This is a genomic window from Erythrobacter longus (assembly GCF_000715015.1).
GTDB lineage: Bacteria > Pseudomonadota > Alphaproteobacteria > Sphingomonadales > Sphingomonadaceae > Erythrobacter > Erythrobacter longus.
Genome location: NZ_JMIW01000001.1, coordinates 217,121 through 234,699 on the forward strand (window position 1 = coordinate 217,121; position 17,579 = coordinate 234,699).

A 17,579-nucleotide genomic window follows, 5' to 3' on the forward strand; every position below is an offset into this window, starting at 1 on the left:
ACGGCTTCAAGATTGGGATGAATTACAGTCACCAGGATTTCTCAAACTTGTTGCGCAGATAAATGGCGAGGCCATTCATCATCAGGAGGACGATCAGAAGCACGATAATAGCGGCACTTGTCCGCTCGACAAAGCCGCGGTCGATTTCATCGGACCACAGGAAGATTTGCACCGGCAGAACGGTGGCGGCTGAGGTAAATCCGTCGGGCGGCGATGCGACAAAAGCGCGCAAACCAATCAGAATGAGCGGCGCCGTTTCACCCAACGCACGCGCCATGCCGATAATTGTACCGGTCAGCATTCCGGGGAGCGCGAGGGGCAGGACGTGGTGGAACACGACTTGAACAGGCGATGCGCCCACGGCAAGCGCGCCATCACGGATGGACGGGGGCACTGCCTTGATCGCGTTACGCCCGGAAATAACGATCACCGGCATCGTCATCAGCGCAAGCGTGACCCCGGCAATGATCGGAGTGGAGCGCAGGGTTGGAAAGGCCGTCATCAGAAAGAACAGGCCCAAAAGACCAAAGATGATCGATGGGACAGCGGCCAAATTGTTGATCGACACCTCAAGAAAATCAGACCAGCGGTTCTTTGGCGCGTATTCCTCAAGGTAAAGCGCAGCCATAATTCCGATCGGGAAGGCCAGCATAAAGGTCACCAGCATGGTGAGCACCGACCCTTTGAGCGCGCCCCAGATACCGGCAAGTTGTGGATCGGTTGCGTCCGACCTTTCAAGGAAACCGAAGTCGAAATTCTTGTCCAACAAACCTTTGGCAGAAAGGTCGCTAGCAAGCTCCTGCATTTGTGTGGAGCCTTCGCCGGAATACCCCGCCGAAAGGTTTGCGGATGCGGGAAGTTCAAGCAATTCCTTGCGCGTCAACATCGACGGGTTGGCATGGATCATCGCCGCCACTTCGCGCCAGGCTTCGCTGTTAAGCTCTTCGGCCCCTTCATTTCCAAGACTAGCCTGAGCCGCGCCATAGACCACAGAGCGGAGGCCCTGATTATCAAGGCTGCGCATGGTTTCAGCCGGTGTCGCGCCTTGCTCGGGCGCGGTAAGGCCGCTTTGCACAAAGTCGATTTCGACGGACAATTCAGCGCGCTGGAAACCGCCAAGGCCGTTGAACGCCATGTTCGCAAGCAGCACGATCAGCACGATCACCGAGAAGGAAATCGCGGCAAGACCAAGCATCTTGAAGCGACGCTCCTGTGCGTAGCGGACTTTCAAACGCTGCGCGAACCGTTCGGTATCGTGAGCATTTACGGGCGCGTTGCCGGCGGTGGGGGCGAGAGTATCACTCATAAGCTTCGCGATACCTTTTAACGACGCTCAAGGCGACGAAGTTGAGGGCCAAGGTCACAAGGAACAGGATGAAGCCAAGCGCAAAGGCGCTAAGCGTTGCTGGGTGATCAAAGCTGCCTTCACCGGTTAGCATCGCAACGATCTGCACCGTGACGGTGGTCATGGAATCGAGCGGGTTGGCAGACAGATTGGCAGCGGTCGAGGCCGCCATCACCACGATCATCGTTTCACCGATCGCGCGGCTGATCGCCAGCATCACCCCGCCGACAATACCGGGAAGGGCGGCAGGAACGAGAACCTGCTTGATCGTTTCGGACGTGGTCGCGCCCATCGCAAGGCTGCCATCGCGCATCGCCTGGGGCACGGCAGCGATGCTGTCATCGGCCATGGAAGAAACGAACGGGATAATCATCACGCCCATCACAAGCCCTGCGGCAAGCGCGCTTTCAGATGAGGCGTTGGCAATACCCACCGACATGGCGATGTCGCGGATCATCGGTGCAACGGTCAGCGCAGCGAAATAGCCGTACACAACCGTTGGAACCCCTGCGAGGATTTCGAGTGCGGGCTTTGCCCAGGCGCGGAAGCGCGGGTGGGCGTATTGGGTGAGGTAAATCGCGCTCATCATGCCGACGGGGATCGCAACAATCATCGCAATCACCGCGCCGATCAAAAGCGTGCCCCAGAACAGCGGAATTGCACCGTAACGTGTGGGGTCGGGATTGTCGGGGTTCGCCATCGGGTCAGGCGACCAGAATGTGCCGAACAGGAAGTCAATCGGCGACACCATCTCAAAGAACCGGAAGGTTTCAAAGATAAGGCTCGCCAGAATGCCAAAGGTGCTGAACACAGCGACGAGCGAGGCAAGGATCAGCATGGCCATAATGACCCGCTCAACCCGCGTGCGTGCGCCAAAATCAGGTTTTACCCGAAGGTAGGACCAAGCGCCCGCAGCGCCTGCAATAATCACGGTCAGGGCAATCCCGATCCAGCGATATTGCGACAGCGCATCGCTAAACGGTGCAACCATAGGAAGGGCGTCGGGATTGGTCGTCGAGGCAAGCGCCCCGGACGCAACCGCGCGCGCTTCTCTCAACGCGTCCAGCCGAGCGCTGTCGATCGCTGGCAGGCCATCGGCTGCTGGACTGGCCAACACCGACTGGATCACGAGATTTGGTGAAATCGCGTCCCAGATGAACACAAAAATAATGGTTGGTACGAAGATCCAAAGACCCACGTACCAACCGTGATAGTTGGGAAGGCTGGCCAACCTGCTGCCGGAATTGGCACGCAGCGCCCATGCGCGGCTGCGTGCTGACAGCCATCCGGCAAGGGCCAGGCCCAGAACCAAAAGGAAGGAAGCAGTCAGCGTCTTATCCTAACTTACAAATTGCCTTACTTAAGCTGCGACCCGTCGAGGGTCGTGTACTTAGTAGCGGCCGAGAGATTCGCAGCCATTACCTCGTCTGGCGATGCCACTAGTCCAATGGCAGCCAGAGGACCACCGCGTTCCCACATTTTTGTCCACTCCATCAGATATTCGGCCAAACCGGGGACTTCACCGATGTGCGCTTTCTTGACGTAAACATACAGCGGACGTGCGCCAGGGTATTTAAAACTAGAGATATTTTCGTAGGTTGGATCAACCCCGTTCATCGGAAGACCTTGAACTTTGTCGCCGTTTTCTTCGAGGTATGAGTACCCAAAAACGCCCACAGCATTCTCATTGCCTTCGATCTTTTGCACAATGAGGTTATCCTGCTCGCCCTGATCGACATAAAGGCCATCGGCGCGCACTTCGGTGCAAACCTGGTCGTATTTGTCTTCGTCCTGCTCTTTCAATGCTTCCATTTCAGGATTGCTCTCACAACCCACTTCAAGGATCAGCTCTTTAAGAGCATCGCGCGTGCCCGATGTGGTGGGCGGACCGTAAACGAGGATGGGCAGGGCAGGGAGCGATGGATCAACATCGGCCCATGTCTTGGTTGTCTGCTCACCGCCGTAAGGCGATGCTGCCAGCGCTTCGTAAACGATCTTTGGTGTGAGGTTCAGCGTGATACCGCCTTGTGCCGAAGCAAATGCGATCCCGTCGAGACCCACTTGCATTTCGATCACTTCGGTAACGCCGTTTTCCTGACAATCGGCAAATTCCGATGCCTTCATGCGGCGCGATGCGTTGGTGGCTGATGGGGTGTTAAGCCCTGCGCCTGAACAAAACAGCTTCATGCCGCCGCCGGTACCGGTCGATTCGATAACCACAGCAGGCAGTTCCGGGTTTGAACGCGCCAACGATTCCGAAACCGCTTTCGCAAATGGAAAGACCGTGGATGAGCCAACCGAGCGGATAGTGTCACGGCTTGTCGCGGTGCCCAGATCGTCACCACACGCAGTGAGCGCGAGAGCCGATGCAGCCAGCAGAATGGCAGATTGTGCGAGTTTCATATGCGTATTCCTATTGTTTGCCTAAAAGGCCTGTAGGGATTGATGTTACGGTTTGGAGACATTTGGTGCTGGTAATGCAGCGCTTAGAAATCGATTTGTGCCCGCGCACCGATGACATGGGCGTTGTATGACGTATCGCCGGTGTCTGTTGGGAGAGCGGAATTATCATATCCCATCAAAGCGTAGTTCAGCAAAAGCCGGGTGTAATCTGTCGGAGTCCAGATGAGCGAGGCTTGCAGACTATCCTGCGTACCGCCGATGATACCTTCTGAGTTCAGGTCGAGATAATCATAGCGAAAGTTCACCTGAACCGCGCCAATGCCGCCTTCGCTCACTTCGCTAACCGGTTTTACCCTGTCATACTCGCCAAGCTTGTATCCGCGGGTGTCGCCTTTCGTCAGGAAATATCCGACCTCCGCTGATGCGCCAAGGAAGCTGGGATTGCCAAGCGCGCCGGGGCGATAGACCTTCTGGTTGTAGCCTTCGAGCGAGACGTGGAATGGCCCCGCAATTGCTGCGGCCTCAAGGCCGATGCCAAGCTCGCTTGTCGCAGAAAAGTTGCCGGTGTCGATGAAACGGTCGTCGGTCGTGCGCACAAGCGGACCTTGACGATACCGAATCTCGCTGCCCTCTGCGAGCATATTGTAGTGCATGGACCCGCCAAAGTGGAGCTGGGTCGAGCCGGACTTTGGCGCATAGACAACGCGGCTATCGAAGCTTGTATTGTCATTGGGAAGATCTTCGCTGTTGTCGCTGAAAACGCCGCCCTGAATCATGAAATCGCCGGTTTCGTAGGCAGCAGACGCACCAACGCGGCGCTCAAGCGGAAAGACATCTGTCCACGCCGAGCGTTCGATAAACGATGTGTGCAGGCTGCTGGAAATCTCTTCAAGGCCCCAGAACGGGTTGAACTGTCCTGCCTGAAGCGTGAGGCCGCCATCGCTATAGCTGACGATGGCATCGGTCAGGACGGCTTCGTTGCCTGCAAAGTCCACCTCGATCTTATAGCCAAAGCCGCCGGGCACCTCGCCGGTCGCGCCAAGGCGGATACGGCGCGCAATCGCATTGATGCTTTGATCTGCGCCGGTTGAAGAAGGTGAGCTGACAAGGCCTGCGTCGATGTTGATGCGCCCGCGCGGTTTGAAGGTAAAGCCGCGGTTGTCTTTGACCTCGGGCGCACCTTTCAATGTAACCTGCGTTGCAGAGTTAACCGCAAGGCTTGCTGCCTCTGCGTCCTTCGAGGCGGATTGTGCAATGCTGGTCGCTTGGGCCGCAGCGTTTTGCGCGATCTCAGTATCCTGAGCATTCTTTGCGATGCTGCTTTCAAGTTGTTGAATGCGTTGTGACAAGCGGATGAGCTCTGCGCGAAGCGATTCGATGTCATCTTCGCTTGATTGGGATTCCTGTGCCGCAGCCTGCTGCGCCATTGCCTGGCTCGACACGCAGCTACTTAGAATCGCGGCAAAAATTGCGACCTTCGTTCGGGTTCTCATTGTTCTTGTTCCTCTTTGATCAGCCGGAAACCTCGACTGACAAGAGGGGCAAGTATGACCACGATGTGACGTGAAAATGACTCTAGTGTTTCAGAAAAATGACAGTCGTGGATAACCCAGTACGACCCGCTCAAGCCTTTGCCCCGTGAGTGGGTTCATCGACCATCGGCAAGCGCACGATCACCCTTGTGCCAACACCCTCCTGGCTTTCGATGTCAAGCCGCCCGCGGTGACGCTCGACAATGTGCTTTACGATTGCAAGGCCAAGGCCGGTTCCACCTGATGCGCGGCTGCGTCCGGGATCGGTGCGATAGAACCGCCTTGTGAGATGCGGCACGTGCTCTGGTGCAATGCCTTCGCCCTGATCGCTGACCGTGATGCGCGCTTCGCCAAGGCGCGAATGATCGATGCGGATGCCTACCGGTGTGCCAGGCTTACCGTATTTGAGCGCATTATCGACCAGATTACGGATAACCTGCTCGATCTGAGGCTCATCCCCTTGAACGATGGGCGTTTCGGCAAGCTGAATGTTCAGCCTGTCAAACCGCTCAGATCCAGCAGCATCTTTGGCCGCGCGTTCGACCACTGATGCAAGTTCCAAGGTCTTTTGCGGCACATCGTGCTTTTCCGCCTCGACCCGCGACAGGCTCATCAGATCGCTGATGAGGCTTTGCATCCTGCTCGCTTCGCGCTGAATGGTGTTCAGAAACTTTTGCGAAGTGGGCGTGTCAAAATCAGCGCCGCTTTCGCTCAAGGTTTCGACGTATCCAAGAATCGAGGCGAGGGGGGTGCGCAGTTCGTGGCTGGCATTTGCGACAAAATCGGTGTGAGCGCGGCTGATGTCTGCCTCCGCGCTCTGGTTGATAAGCTCCAGCACGGCGAGATCATCGTCAATCGACTGACGACTGAGCCGCCAGATATCCTGACGCCGGGCAAGGCCGCGAACGATTGCCTGACCGCCCGGCTCTTGATCCAATAACGCAATCGCCGCCGGTTGGCGGAAAACAAGCCGCGCATCTTGTCCCACAATATGCTTGCCAAGCAACTTGCGGGCCGCACGATTGGCGATCGCAATCGTGTTTCTCTCTGTCACAATGACGGGCGTTGATGAGTTTTCGAGCAATTCTTGCATGGAAGAAAGGCTGAGTGACTTCTTATCCTTTTTCACCCGCGATTCGGGCGGCGTGCCGGTCACCAGGAAAAGCGAGCCGATCCAAAGCCCAGCGACGGCAATAACAAGCACCGGGTCAAGGCCAAAAAGCAGCATTGCCCCGCTCGTGACTATCGCGAGCCAAATGCCTGTTTGAGGAATCGCGCGGCGGTTTTCCATGGCTCAAGCCTCTACCGGCAAGGAAGCTCAGATCAAACGCGAATTTTGGGAATGTCACCGGTTTGTCAAAAACCGTGTCGCAAACCCTTGGAAGCAAGGGCCCCTGCACAAAATGCGAGGGGGAGGTGGTGACCCGTACGGGAATCGAACCCGTGTTTCAGCCGTGAAAGGGCCGCGTCCTAACCGCTAGACGAACGGGCCACGCTCGTTGCGGAAGCGCGCAGATACGAGGGCTCATGGTACGGGTCAAGCCCTCATATTGCGAAGTTTCGAGAAAAATTGCCTAAAGGCGTGGGTAATCGCTCTTTTGCCCCATTTTTCAGCCCTTTTTTCAGTCCGCAAATGCCGCATCTTCGAGGTGAAGCTCCGCTGCGGGGAGGGGGCCCCAGTCGTCAATCTTTACCCGGCCTGCCAAATGGAACCGGCGAGAGGCGCTGCGATGGAGCAGAGTTTGCGCCATTTCGGTGTCAGCCGCGCGAAAAGCGATGGCCTTAAAGCTTTTGCCGTCGGCGCCAGCTGCAATAATGCGCAAATGATCCTTACCCACAATATCGGCCTTGATAATGCGAACAGGGCCCACCGCAACGCGTGGGGCCGGCCAGCCGACACCGTACGGTCCAGCCTTTTCCAGCGTCGTCACCAATTCAGGCGTCAATCCACCGGGCGAAAGCGACAGATCCAGCTGCATCGATTGTGAAAGGCGCGCGCGGTCCACATCCCGTGCAAGGCGCGTGTCGAGGAACTCGCTGAATTCGCCAAGTTTGTCGCTTGCAATGGTGAGCCCGGCTGCCATGGCATGGCCTCCACCTGCGACAAGCAAGCCTTGTTCGCGCGCGGCGATGATGGCTGCGCCCAGATCAACCCCGCTGATTGAGCGGCCTGACCCTTTGCCTGTGCCAATGCCCTCTTCGCCGTCCAGCGCGATGACAATAGAGGGCTTTCCGGTTTTCTCTTTGATTCGCCCTGCAACAATGCCGATCACGCCCGGATGCCAACCGGTGCCCGAAAGGATTTGCACAGCCATATTGTGCTGTCCGTCAAGCTGCGCTTCTGCGGCCTCTTGCACCTCGGCCTCAACCGCGCGGCGCTCTTCGTTAAGCGCCGACAATTGCTCGGCAATCTCGCGCGCTTCTTCCGGATCGTTGGTTGTCAGAAGCCTGACGCCCAGAGTTGATTCGCCGATCCTTCCGCCTGCATTGATGCGCGGACCCAAGGCAAAGCCAAGATCAGAGGCAATCGGTGCGCGTTTTAACCGGCTTGCATCAAGCAAGGCCGCCATTCCGATCCGTTCCCGGCGGGCGAGCACTTTAAGCCCTTGCGAAACAAAAGCGCGGTTCAGGCCGTGCAACGCCGCCACATCGGCCACTGTGCCAAGCGCAACGAGATCAAGCAGCCCCATCAGATCAGGTTCTTTGCGATCCTTGAAATAACCCTTTGCCCGCAGCGTGCGCACCAATGAAATCGCCAACAGGAAGGCGACGCCGACCGCTGCCAAATGCCCGTGTGAGGCGGCAAGGTCGCTTTCATCCAGGCGGTTGGGATTGACGAGAGCAGCCGTTGGGGGAAGCTCGCTTGCGCATTTGTGGTGATCGACCACGATCACATCGACCCCTGCATCGCGCGCCATCGTAAGCGCCTCGTATGCCATTGCCCCGCAATCAACGGTGACAATCAGGCTCGAGCCATCGTTTGCAAGGCGCACCAACGCCTCTCCGCTTGGCCCATACCCTTCGAGCAATCGGTCCGGGATGTAATAGCCCGCCTTGACCCCAAGCGATGCAAGAAGGTCGATCAGCAAAGCCGCGCTTGTGGCTCCATCGACGTCATAATCACCATAGACGGTGATCTGTTCTGCGTTAATCACCGCGCTAGCGATGCGTTCTGCTGCCTTTTCCATGTCGCGAAATTCGGACGGATCTGGCAGAAATTCGCGCATCGTGGGTGCAGCGTGTTTGGCAATCTCATCGCGGGCAACGCCGCGTGAGAGGAGCAATTGCTCCAGAATGTTGCTGCTGAGCCCGAAGGTCTCGTCGCCGCAATCCATCGTGCCTCCGCGCCAGAGCCACTCACGCCCGCCAAGCGATTGTGAGACACCCAGCACGTTTGAAAGTGATCGTGTTGCCATTCATCTCATTTAACGCATCTATCGCCATGACAACAGGCGCTAAGGATTGACAATCGACAGTCTGCTGGGATTGATGGGCCATGGGCGAGGATAAGACGGTTCTGATAATCTGGCATAGCCGCACGGGGGCAAGCGAACACATGGCGAAGGCTGCTGCGGGCCATGACAGTGCGCGTTTGATGCAAGCCCGGGATGTCCGTGCGCGCGACATCCTCGATGCATCGGCCTACATCTTTGTATGTCCTGAAAACCTTGCTTCGATGAGCGGCGAAATGAAGGAAATGTTCGATACGCTCTATTACGATATTCTCGGAAAAGTCGAAGGGCGCCCCTTTGCATCGATCATTGCCGCAGGCTCCGATGGAACCGGCGCTCAGCGGCAGCTTGATCGTATTTGTACAGGCTGGAGATTGAAACGCGTGGCGGAGCCAATGATCGTTAGTTTCGCCGCACAAACAGCCGAGAAGATTTGGGCAAAAAAGACTGTACCAGATTCTGTAAAAAGGGATTGTGAGGAGCTTGGGTTGTCAATGGCGGAAGGCATTGGTCTGGGCGTATTCTGAATTGCGGTGGAGAAAGATTGGGATGACGCACATTTTGGGAACAATCAGGGCTGGCAATTCTGGCCCATTTGCCTTTTTTGAGTTTTTGATAAATAACCAGCGAAGCCGTGAAAATGCCCGCCGGAAATTGAAAGTTGGGGGGATTTGCTATTTCTGATCACAGTCCCCCGGGCCCACAAGGGCTCTTCCTACTGTTCTCTCGCGGGAAGCGACCTGATCGCCATGCAATTCGCGAGTTCGCTGCGTGCCGGCCCAATGTGTCCATTAGCCATGACCCTCTGGATGAAGCCTCCTTGGACTTGGTTACTCCCGATGGCGGGGGGGCAGATCAACTCGGCGAAATTCTTGCCAGTGTCCGGCAAAAACGGGTCTGGGTCGAATTCGTTCGGGATGGTTTGACATTCGACCTTACTGGTCTTGCGCCAGGTCTTACAGCTGACTTTCCTCAGGTTTTCCATCGCTTCGATCTCAAGCAATTGCCAGAGCAAGCCGACTATGAAGTGCTTCACCTGACGCCAGGACATCACCTTGCAGGAGGCGAGAGGCTTATCCCGATCGCCCAAGGTCTTCTTGGGTTGGCTCGTGATTTGGTTGATCATTTCGATGAATTGGACTGCGTTGTCTGGCCACCATCAGCCAGCGCAATCGGGCACCAATTCTTTGAATCTGTTGTGACCGCTTGGCTTGAGGGCGGGCCATTCCCGGCGCTTGGTCTCACGGCATTTCGCGAGACAGTCGACGGCGCTTTGCAAAGCGAGGGGCTCGATTACTGGATTGGTCAGGAAGTGCGGATCGAACCGCCGCTGTCAGCTGACAAGGTTACGGCTACCAGACTTGGTGTCCGGCTTATCAACCAATTGGTATTGGTTGGCGGTATAGAGCAGAGCGAACGAGTGGTTGCACCCGACGGCACTAACCTGGTGATGCGGACCTCTCGGAATGGAAAATTCGTAAGAGTATGGCGAGAATGATCGCCGCTGACGACGAGGGATCGGTTGTCTGGGATCAATGCGCACAGAAAAGCGCGCAAGAAAACTGCAATACGACCGCGTGCGACCGGGAAGATCGCAAGCACCCGTAGTGCTGCTCGGGTAACAATCCCTTTCCGGGCCATAAATCGCTGCGGATCCCCCAATTATCACCCCGGACTTCAACGCCACCACCTGTTGCCTATGCAACTGCTCACCAAACGCTATTTTGGCCGAATGTTCGAAAGCATAGGGCGTGCGCGCGTTGGCCTTGACGATTTCCGGTTCAATGGGCTTTTGCTGCCCTCGACAGAGCAAGCCTCTGTCCAGACCGGTCTTCCGCTCCACCGCGGACCGCATCCCGTTTACAATGAGCTTGTGATTGAGCGGGTCGCATCAATCGAGAGCCGCTGGGAATTGGTCCAGAAGAAGGACCCGGAGACAGCGCGCAGGGAAGCCCTTGACCGGATGCGCCTGCTGCAAAGAGCGCTGCGCATCCGATTGATAAATGCAGACAAAGGGTTCGTGCTAAATCGCAAGGACCCGCTGGGAACAGGGTTCAACTTTGACACTTTGGACGCAATGGCCGAACAAATCTGGTCTTCGACCTAGCTCCAGGAGTATCTAATTCCAGGAAGTGTAGTCGGAAACCTCAAGCATCCGCGCTTTGGCATCGTGATATTCACGCTCAAAACGCGATACCATGTCCTCCACCGTGCCAACCGATTTGATCGCGCCAATACCCTGGCCGGAGCCCCAGATGTCTTTCCACGCCTTGGCCTTGGTGTTGCCGCCTGATCCAAAGTTCATTTTGGATGGGTCACTTGTCGGAAGGTTGTCGGGGTCCATGCCAGCGTTTTCGATAGACGAGCGCAGGTAATTGCCGTGCACGCCGGTAAACAGGTTGGAATAGACGATGCCCTCGGCTGATCCTTCGACAATGCCTTGCTTATAGCCCTGGTCAGCGTTCGCTTCTTCGGTGGCGATAAATGCGCTTCCGGCATAGCCGAAGTCTGCGCCAACCGCTTGCGCTGCAAGGATGGATGCACCGTGTCCGATGGAACCGGAAAGCGCGATAAGACCATCGAACCACTCACGAATTTCGCGAACGAGCGCGAAAGGTGATTGCGTGCCTGCGTGACCGCCGGCCCCTGCTGCTACCGGGATAAGACCGTCTGCGCCTTTCTCGATGGCCTTTTTGGCAAAGCGGTTGTTGATGACGTCATGCATCGTGATGCCGCCCCAATTGCGCACTGCGTCGAAAATCTCGGTGCGCGCGCCAAGCGAGGTGATGACCAACGGAACCTGCCATTTTTCGCAAGTTGCCATGTCCTGCATCACCCGGTCGTTCGACTTGTGAACGATCTGGTTGACGGCAAATGGAGCGGCGGGGCGGTCCGGGTTTTCGCGGTTGTGCTTGGCCAGTTCTTCCGTGATCTGGTGCAGCCATTCATCAAGCAGGCTTTGCGGGCGCGCATTGAGCGCCGGAAAGCTTCCGATGATCCCGGCCTTGCACTGTGCAATCACCAGCTCTGGGCCGGAAACAATGAACAGCGGTGAACCGATAAGCGGCAAACGCAGACGGTCAAACGGGGCGGGAAGGGCCATCAAATTCTCTCCTGAATCACAATTTTCGCCTGAGTTAGGTTGCAAATCGCAATCCGACAAGCATTCTCAGGCCAGCAGGTCCTCTAACCCATAGAAACCCTTCGCGTTCCCGGCATAGAGCGCAGCTTTCTCATCATCGCTGGCATCGGCTGTGATGCGCTTGAATGTGTTCCAGAGCACCGAATAGCTCGCGCCCCAGCGATCCACTGGATAATTGCTTTCAAACATGGCGCGGTTTGTGCCGAACGCCTCAATGCAGGTTTCGATGTAAGGCTTCCAAAGAGGGGCGAGCTTTTCAGAAGTCCAGCCCGCAGCAGGTCCCTCTGGTGGCAAATCGCAATTGTGCATCGCAAGCCCGCCAAGCTTCACCATGACATTCTCGCACTTGCCCAGCTCCATGATTGCCTCGCGCCAGATCGGAAAGCGCTCTTCAAGCTTGCCGGAATAGCTCGCATTGCCAAGCGGTGTTCCGCAGTGGTCAAGGCAGATCGGCGTGTCAGGAAAGGCGCGGGCGAGGTCGATGACGTCGCCGATTTGCGGCTCCAATATCCACGCATCAAAGGTCATGCCGCGCCTGCCCAATTCAGCGAACCCTTCGCGGAATGTCGCATCACGGTAAAGCTCTGGCGGCGCATGGAAGGGAGGGCCCAGCACTTCCGGGTCGGCGTCCCATGCTCCCTGATGACGAATACCCTTGAAGCGGGATGGGGCGGCGGCCTTCAACGCATCGAGCACTTCGCCCGCCTTTGCGCCCAGCATCAAATCCGCAAGGCCTACAATGCCAGCACAAAGCCGCGCATCGCCATAAAGGCCGCTTGCGCTCTGCGCGGCAACGCCGTTCACATATTCAACCTCGCCAACAGGTTTCAGCGCGTCGCCATAGGCCCCGTTGTAGAACGCGCCGCACTCCATAAAGACGGTGCCGATGACATTGTGACCGCTGCCGGAAACCTCTGCGTTGAACTGGTCGAAAGTGTAATGCGCGACCGGGACCAGCGTTTCGATAAAGCGGTGGTGAGGTTCCGGAAACATCGGCATCATCGGGCGCAGGTCCCACAGGTGATGATGCGGGTCGATGATCGGCAGGTCAGCTTCCAGAATGGCTTCGGTCATATGCGGTCTCTCTTCCCGGAGTTATGAAGTGGGCTATAGCCTTGTTTTAATGACATTATACGGCAGTTTTGACACACTTGGGACACTGTCCAGGGCGTGAAAAACTATTGATGCAATCAGGGCATGAAAAAGGCAACAAAGGCGAAGCAAAACAAGCATGCGCGAGACGTTAGACGGTGGCTCAAGTGTAGGAAACTACCAACTGCGCGGTTTTGCGAAACGGAGTTTTCAAAGCGGGTTCAGGCCGTAAACCACTGCTTTGTTGAGCAGGGCGGCGCTGGGCGTGTTGCCTATGGAAACGACAACCCTCGCCGCCGTATTTGCTGTTGCCGGTCGCGCCAGAAAGTGGCTTCTGTAGCCTGCATTTGCGCCGGTGTGTGATATACCCACCACAGCACCTTCTTTATCCAGTTTCAGCATTGTGCCCAAACCATAGTGTGTCGGGCCTTCGCCGGTTTTCCAACCTGTTTCCATCTGCGGTGTTACCATTACTTTGGCCACAGTCGAAGGGATAGGAGATTCCAGCCCCTCCGATGCTATGAGCAACGCCAACGCAAAGCGCGCATAGTCCTCAGATGTGCTCCAGAGGCCTGCGGCGGCTTGCTCGGGATAATTGTGCCAGGAATCTGTGAGTGAGGAGAAAAGACCCTGTGTCGGAGCAACGGGCGCGTCTGCACCAGTGATCTTGCCCGGTCCGTTATGCGTGTCGTCAATCGGCTGTGCAAAGGTGCTGTGTTCCATGCCCAGAGGTTTCAACAGAAGTTCATCTGCAAGCTGGGTGAAATCTTTACCGGACACATCCTGAGCCCATAATTGCGCAATGCTATATCCCCCACCTGAATAGCGAAACCTGCCGGGCACCCCATCGAACGCCAGAGCTGACTCAAAGAAACGCGGCGGTGAAGAGATCACTTCCAGAAGGCCAGGAACATCTTGCTCTCGCGGGTAGCCAGCATAGCCGGATTGGGAGGCGCCAGTAGTATGCGACAGAAGCTGTCGAAGCGTGATAACTCTGTCACCCCCTTCAAGGGAGGTGATGTCAAACGATGAAATCTGCGACCTGATATCATCGTCAAGGCCAACACCCGATAGCTCTGCCTGGATCATGATAACTGCGGCTGCGACGGTTTTGGAAAGGCTTGCGGCTTGCATCATAGCGCCTTCTTCGGAACGTCCGAAATGAAGAGTATGGGCACGCTCGCCGGAATCAATAGATGTGATGGCCAAAGCAGTAACCTGAAGATTTTCAGCCTCTAGAGCGATCAGTGATACAACCTGGTGTTTTTGAGCTTTGCCAAGCTTCTGGGCGAAGGCTGGACTTATTTCGGGAGCCGGAAAGCCGGTCACATAGGCCGCGCCGCCAAGCAGCAGTAAGCCTGACACTACGAACACAGCAATTGCTCTGCGGATTATCATTCGCGCAGCCCTTACATCGTTAGTCAGCAACCGCCGAGTTTGCCGCGCTTAGAACGGCGCGCACGCTGGCGGTTGCGACGTCTTCGTCTATGCCGCAGCCCCAGATAATGCGGTCGCCAGATTGGCACATGAGATAGGCCGCTGCCTTCGCATCACGCCCTGTGCCAAGCGCGTGCTCGGTGTAGTCGAGCACCTTCAAATCCAGGTCGAACGCATCTTCCAGAGTGGTGACGACGCTCGAGATGAGGCCGTTGCCTCTGCCCGATACGCTTTGCGTGCCGCCATCAACCGCGATCTTGCCAGCAAACAGGCGCGTCCCGTCAGAGGCCCGGCTTTCTTCATAATCTTCCAGTTGGAATTTTTGCTCCTGCGTGTCGACGTGGTAAGCGCCCTTGAACGCGTCCCAAATGTCGGCAGCGTTCAATTCGCGACCAATATCGTCTGCCATATGCTGGACATGGCGGGAAAAGTCCGCCTGCATCTTCTTGGGCAGTTTGAGGCCCTGATCCTGTTCCAATACCCATGCAAATCCGCCTTTGCCGCTTTGTGAATTGACGCGGATGACCGCCTCGTAGTCGCGGCCCAAGTCTGCTGGGTCGATTGGCAGATAAGGGACACGCCAAAGTTCGTCATTCTGCATATCGTGGGCTTCAAAGCCCTTTTTAATGGCGTCTTGGTGGCTGCCGGAAAATGCTGTGAAAACGAGTTCGCCGCCATAAGGGTGGCGTTGATGGACGGGCAGGTCGTTGCAATATTCGACTGTCTCGATCACGCGGTCGATGTCGGAGAAATCAAGCTGCGGATCGACGCCTTGCGTGTACAAATTGAGCGCCATCGTCACGAGGCAGCAATTGCCGGTGCGTTCGCCATTTCCAAACAGGCACCCCTCAACCCGGTCTGCGCCCGCCATCAGGCCAAGTTCCGCCGCAGCCACACCCGTGCCGCGATCATTGTGGGTGTGAAGCGAGATGACCGCGCTCTCACGATTGGGCAGGTGCTTGCAGAAATACTCGATCTGATCGGCGTAAATATTGGGGGTCGCTGCCTCAACCGTTGCGGGCAGGTTCAAGATGATCGGCTTGTCCGGCGTGGGCTGGAGCACTTCCATCACGGCCGCACACACTTCGATGGAGAAGTCGATTTCGGCGGTCGAAAAAGTTTCTGGCGAATATTGGAAATGCCAATCGGTGTCAGGCTGCGCGGCGGCGCAATCGCGCATAACCTTGGCGCCCGTCATGGCAATCTCGCGCACTTCGTCCTTGGACATGCGAAATACAATATCGCGCCACGCAGGGCTGACCGCGTTATAGAGGTGGACGATGGCCGCGCGTGCGCCGCGAAGGCTTTCAAAAGAGGTGCGGATCAGATCTTCGCGTGACTGGGTGAGCACTTGGATAGTTACATCCTCGGGCACCGCACCAGACTGAACCAGCCCTGAGATAAAATCGAACTCAGTCGCGCCAGCGCTGGGAAAGCCAACCTCGATCTCTTTCACGCCCACTTCGACCAGAAGATCGAAGAAACGCCGTTTTTTGACCCCATCCATGGGATCGATAATCGACTGATTGCCGTCGCGAAGATCGGTGGAGAGCCAGCGCGGCGCTTTATCAATGATGCGCGAGGGCCATTGGCGGTCCGGCAAATTGATTTGCGGGAAGGGGCGGTATTTGTGCGATGGATTTTTCAACATGGCTTAGACTTACTCGGTGGGACTTGCTCATTGGGGCTGATCACTTGTGATGAAAGTGATCGCGTGATGGCTTTAACTGGACCCTTGAACGGTGGGCCGCGCCATTGTCCTGCGCAAACGCCCTATGCCGCCCAAGGGCGCATAAGTCGTAGTAGGAGAGCTTTCCCGAAAGTGGCGGGGCCGTAAGTCATGCGCACAGTCTTTGCCCAATTGTGCGATCAGCGCAAGCCGCTCAGCGCCGTAAAACAGCCAATTTCAAACCAATTTGACAATTTTTCTGACGAAAGGTGTTTTTTCTGTAACCATCGTGAGTGGACTGGCGAAAAGGCAAGTGACCCAGCAATCAGGCTGCTGGGATATTTGAAGTTACTCTAACGGAGGATACCCCGATGAAGAAATCACTTTTTACTCTCGCCCTTTTGGCCACTGTTGCTGCTTGCAGTGCGCCCGCTGAAAACGCTGCTGAAGGCGCCAATAACGAAGACAGCATGGTGGCCGCTGAAGGCGCAGCTTTAGAAGGCCCAGCGCTTTTCGCTGATCTGGGCGGTGAAGCGCAAAACCCGATCTACACCGAAAACATTGGCGATACGCTTGCCGTGCGCGGCTATGACGTTGTCAGCTATTTCGTAGGCGATGGCACACCGACCGTTGGCAATGAAGATCTCACCGTTCGCTATGACGGTTTTGATTATCGCTTTGCGAATGAAGACAATGCGAAAGCCTTTGTCGAAAATCCTGCAAAATACGCACCCGCATATGGCGGTTACTGCGCATGGGCCATCGGCGCGAACGATGCTCTTGCACCGGGCGATCCAGAAGTCTTCGAAATCGTCGACGGCAAGCTCTACCTGAACTTTAACAAGGATGTTCAGGCGAACTGGGAAAAAGACATCCCCGGCTTCATCGAGAAGGGTGATGTGAACTATCCAACCCACTCAGCCGATGAGCACTTCAAAAGCTAATCGCTGAACCTGAAAAACAAGAAGCCCGGTGCTGATCGCGAAGATTGGCGCCGGGCTTTCTTGTACGCTTTGCGGTTCAACCGCAGCGTGCGTCGCGGATAATGTTCAGATTGTCGATCATAATGCTGAGGCGAGCGCTAGTGGGGTCAGGATTGACCACCGCGCTCCCCGGCATAACAAAGCGCACCGATTCTGCACCCGTTGCTGCCTCGAGAATGGCATTACGCGTGGCCTCATCGGCAGGTTGACCGATAAAAGGCTCCATCAGATTGGCAGCGCAAATGGAACTGTTCGGATCGGTCATTGTGCCGGGCACATAAGGGCCAGGAACTGCGCCGGGCAGAGGCGCTGCAACAGTTGGAGCGGTCAACGGCTCGTTTACCGGAGTGGCTGCGGGTGCCGCAGGTTTGGCGCCATTGATGCGAGCTGCAAAATCGTCCGCATTGTTCGACCCGCTGTCAGGGCTGGCATTGCAGGCCGACAGGGTTAGCAACAACGAAGTGGCGAGGAAGATTGCGGGCGTTCTCATGGCCGATATCCCTAGGCTCATTGCTTTGACAATT

The 17,579-nt window shown here is 56.4% G+C and carries 15 protein-coding genes and 1 tRNA gene; 4 read left to right on the forward strand and 12 right to left on the reverse strand.

The annotated features are described in order from the left end of the window. Positions 1–28: 28 nt before the first annotated feature. The 7 genes from pstA to recJ all read right to left on the reverse strand — a co-directional run bounded on the left by pstA (position 29) and on the right by recJ (position 8,696). Positions 29–1,306 (reverse strand): phosphate ABC transporter permease PstA, encoded by a 1,278-nt coding sequence (gene pstA / locus EH31_RS01035; RefSeq protein WP_034957575.1) that lies wholly within the window; start codon positions 1,304–1,306, stop codon positions 29–31. After that, positions 1,299–2,675, reverse strand: coding sequence for a phosphate ABC transporter permease subunit PstC (gene pstC / locus EH31_RS01040; RefSeq protein WP_034957576.1), 1,377 nt, complete (start codon positions 2,673–2,675; stop codon positions 1,299–1,301). The genes pstA and pstC overlap by 8 nt, the downstream gene beginning before the upstream one ends. A 26-nt stretch (positions 2,676–2,701) precedes the next feature. Beyond that, a complete protein-coding gene (locus tag EH31_RS01045) occupies positions 2,702–3,748 on the reverse strand; it encodes a substrate-binding domain-containing protein (RefSeq protein WP_034957577.1) in 1,047 nt (348 codons plus the stop codon). An 83-nt stretch (positions 3,749–3,831) separates the two neighbouring features. Further along, entirely contained in the window at positions 3,832–5,241 is a 1,410-nt protein-coding gene (locus EH31_RS01050) for an OprO/OprP family phosphate-selective porin (RefSeq protein ID WP_034957578.1), read from the reverse strand. 130 nt (positions 5,242–5,371) lie between these two features. Further along, the gene (locus tag EH31_RS01055) at positions 5,372–6,571 is read right to left on the reverse strand and encodes a sensor histidine kinase (protein ID WP_034957579.1); all 1,200 of its coding nucleotides are present in this window, start codon (positions 6,569–6,571) and stop codon (positions 5,372–5,374) included. 126 nt (positions 6,572–6,697) lie between these two features. Then, positions 6,698–6,772, reverse strand: a tRNA-Glu gene (locus tag EH31_RS01060). Between the two features lie 130 nt (positions 6,773–6,902). After that, positions 6,903–8,696: a single-stranded-DNA-specific exonuclease RecJ gene (recJ, locus tag EH31_RS01065; protein ID WP_034957580.1), complete on the reverse strand. Its 1,794-nt coding sequence runs from the start codon at positions 8,694–8,696 to the stop codon at positions 6,903–6,905. 80 nt (positions 8,697–8,776) lie between these two features. Between recJ and EH31_RS01070 the strand changes: the two genes are divergently transcribed. From EH31_RS01070 to EH31_RS01080, 3 genes are all read left to right on the forward strand, one after another. Then, complete coding sequence (locus EH31_RS01070; protein WP_034957581.1) at positions 8,777–9,259, forward strand: flavodoxin family protein; 483 nt, start codon at positions 8,777–8,779, stop codon at positions 9,257–9,259. A gap of 257 nt (positions 9,260–9,516) precedes the next feature. Beyond that, positions 9,517–10,230, forward strand: a complete 714-nt coding sequence (locus tag EH31_RS01075) for a hypothetical protein (protein ID WP_034957582.1) — start codon at positions 9,517–9,519, stop codon at positions 10,228–10,230. Between the two features lie 24 nt (positions 10,231–10,254). Continuing rightward, a complete protein-coding gene (locus EH31_RS01080) occupies positions 10,255–10,839 on the forward strand; it encodes an AHH domain-containing protein (RefSeq protein WP_277813498.1) in 585 nt (194 codons plus the stop codon). Positions 10,840–10,851: 12 nt separating this feature from the next. Here the strand turns inward: EH31_RS01080 and EH31_RS01085 are convergent, their stop codons facing one another. The 4 genes from EH31_RS01085 to leuA form a co-directional block, all read right to left on the reverse strand. Then, positions 10,852–11,835, reverse strand: coding sequence for an NAD(P)H-dependent flavin oxidoreductase (locus EH31_RS01085; RefSeq protein ID WP_034958707.1), 984 nt, complete (start codon positions 11,833–11,835; stop codon positions 10,852–10,854). A gap of 66 nt (positions 11,836–11,901) precedes the next feature. Continuing rightward, positions 11,902–12,948: an amidohydrolase family protein gene (locus EH31_RS01090; protein WP_034957584.1), complete on the reverse strand. Its 1,047-nt coding sequence runs from the start codon at positions 12,946–12,948 to the stop codon at positions 11,902–11,904. Between the two features lie 228 nt (positions 12,949–13,176). After that, positions 13,177–14,394 (reverse strand): serine hydrolase domain-containing protein, encoded by a 1,218-nt coding sequence (locus tag EH31_RS01095; protein WP_152553420.1) that lies wholly within the window; start codon positions 14,392–14,394, stop codon positions 13,177–13,179. Beyond that, complete coding sequence (gene leuA, locus EH31_RS01100) at positions 14,384–16,054, reverse strand: 2-isopropylmalate synthase (RefSeq protein WP_034957586.1); 1,671 nt, start codon at positions 16,052–16,054, stop codon at positions 14,384–14,386. The genes EH31_RS01095 and leuA overlap by 11 nt, the downstream gene beginning before the upstream one ends. Before the next feature lie 389 nt (positions 16,055–16,443). On the opposite strand from leuA, the gene EH31_RS01105 reads away from it, so the two are divergent. After that, positions 16,444–17,016, forward strand: coding sequence for a YHS domain-containing (seleno)protein (locus EH31_RS01105; RefSeq protein ID WP_199796986.1), 573 nt, complete (start codon positions 16,444–16,446; stop codon positions 17,014–17,016). A 76-nt stretch (positions 17,017–17,092) separates the two neighbouring features. Here EH31_RS01105 and EH31_RS01110 read toward each other — a convergent pair whose 3' ends face one another. Further along, positions 17,093–17,545 (reverse strand): I78 family peptidase inhibitor, encoded by a 453-nt coding sequence (locus EH31_RS01110; protein ID WP_034957587.1) that lies wholly within the window; start codon positions 17,543–17,545, stop codon positions 17,093–17,095. Positions 17,546–17,579 lie beyond the last annotated feature (34 nt).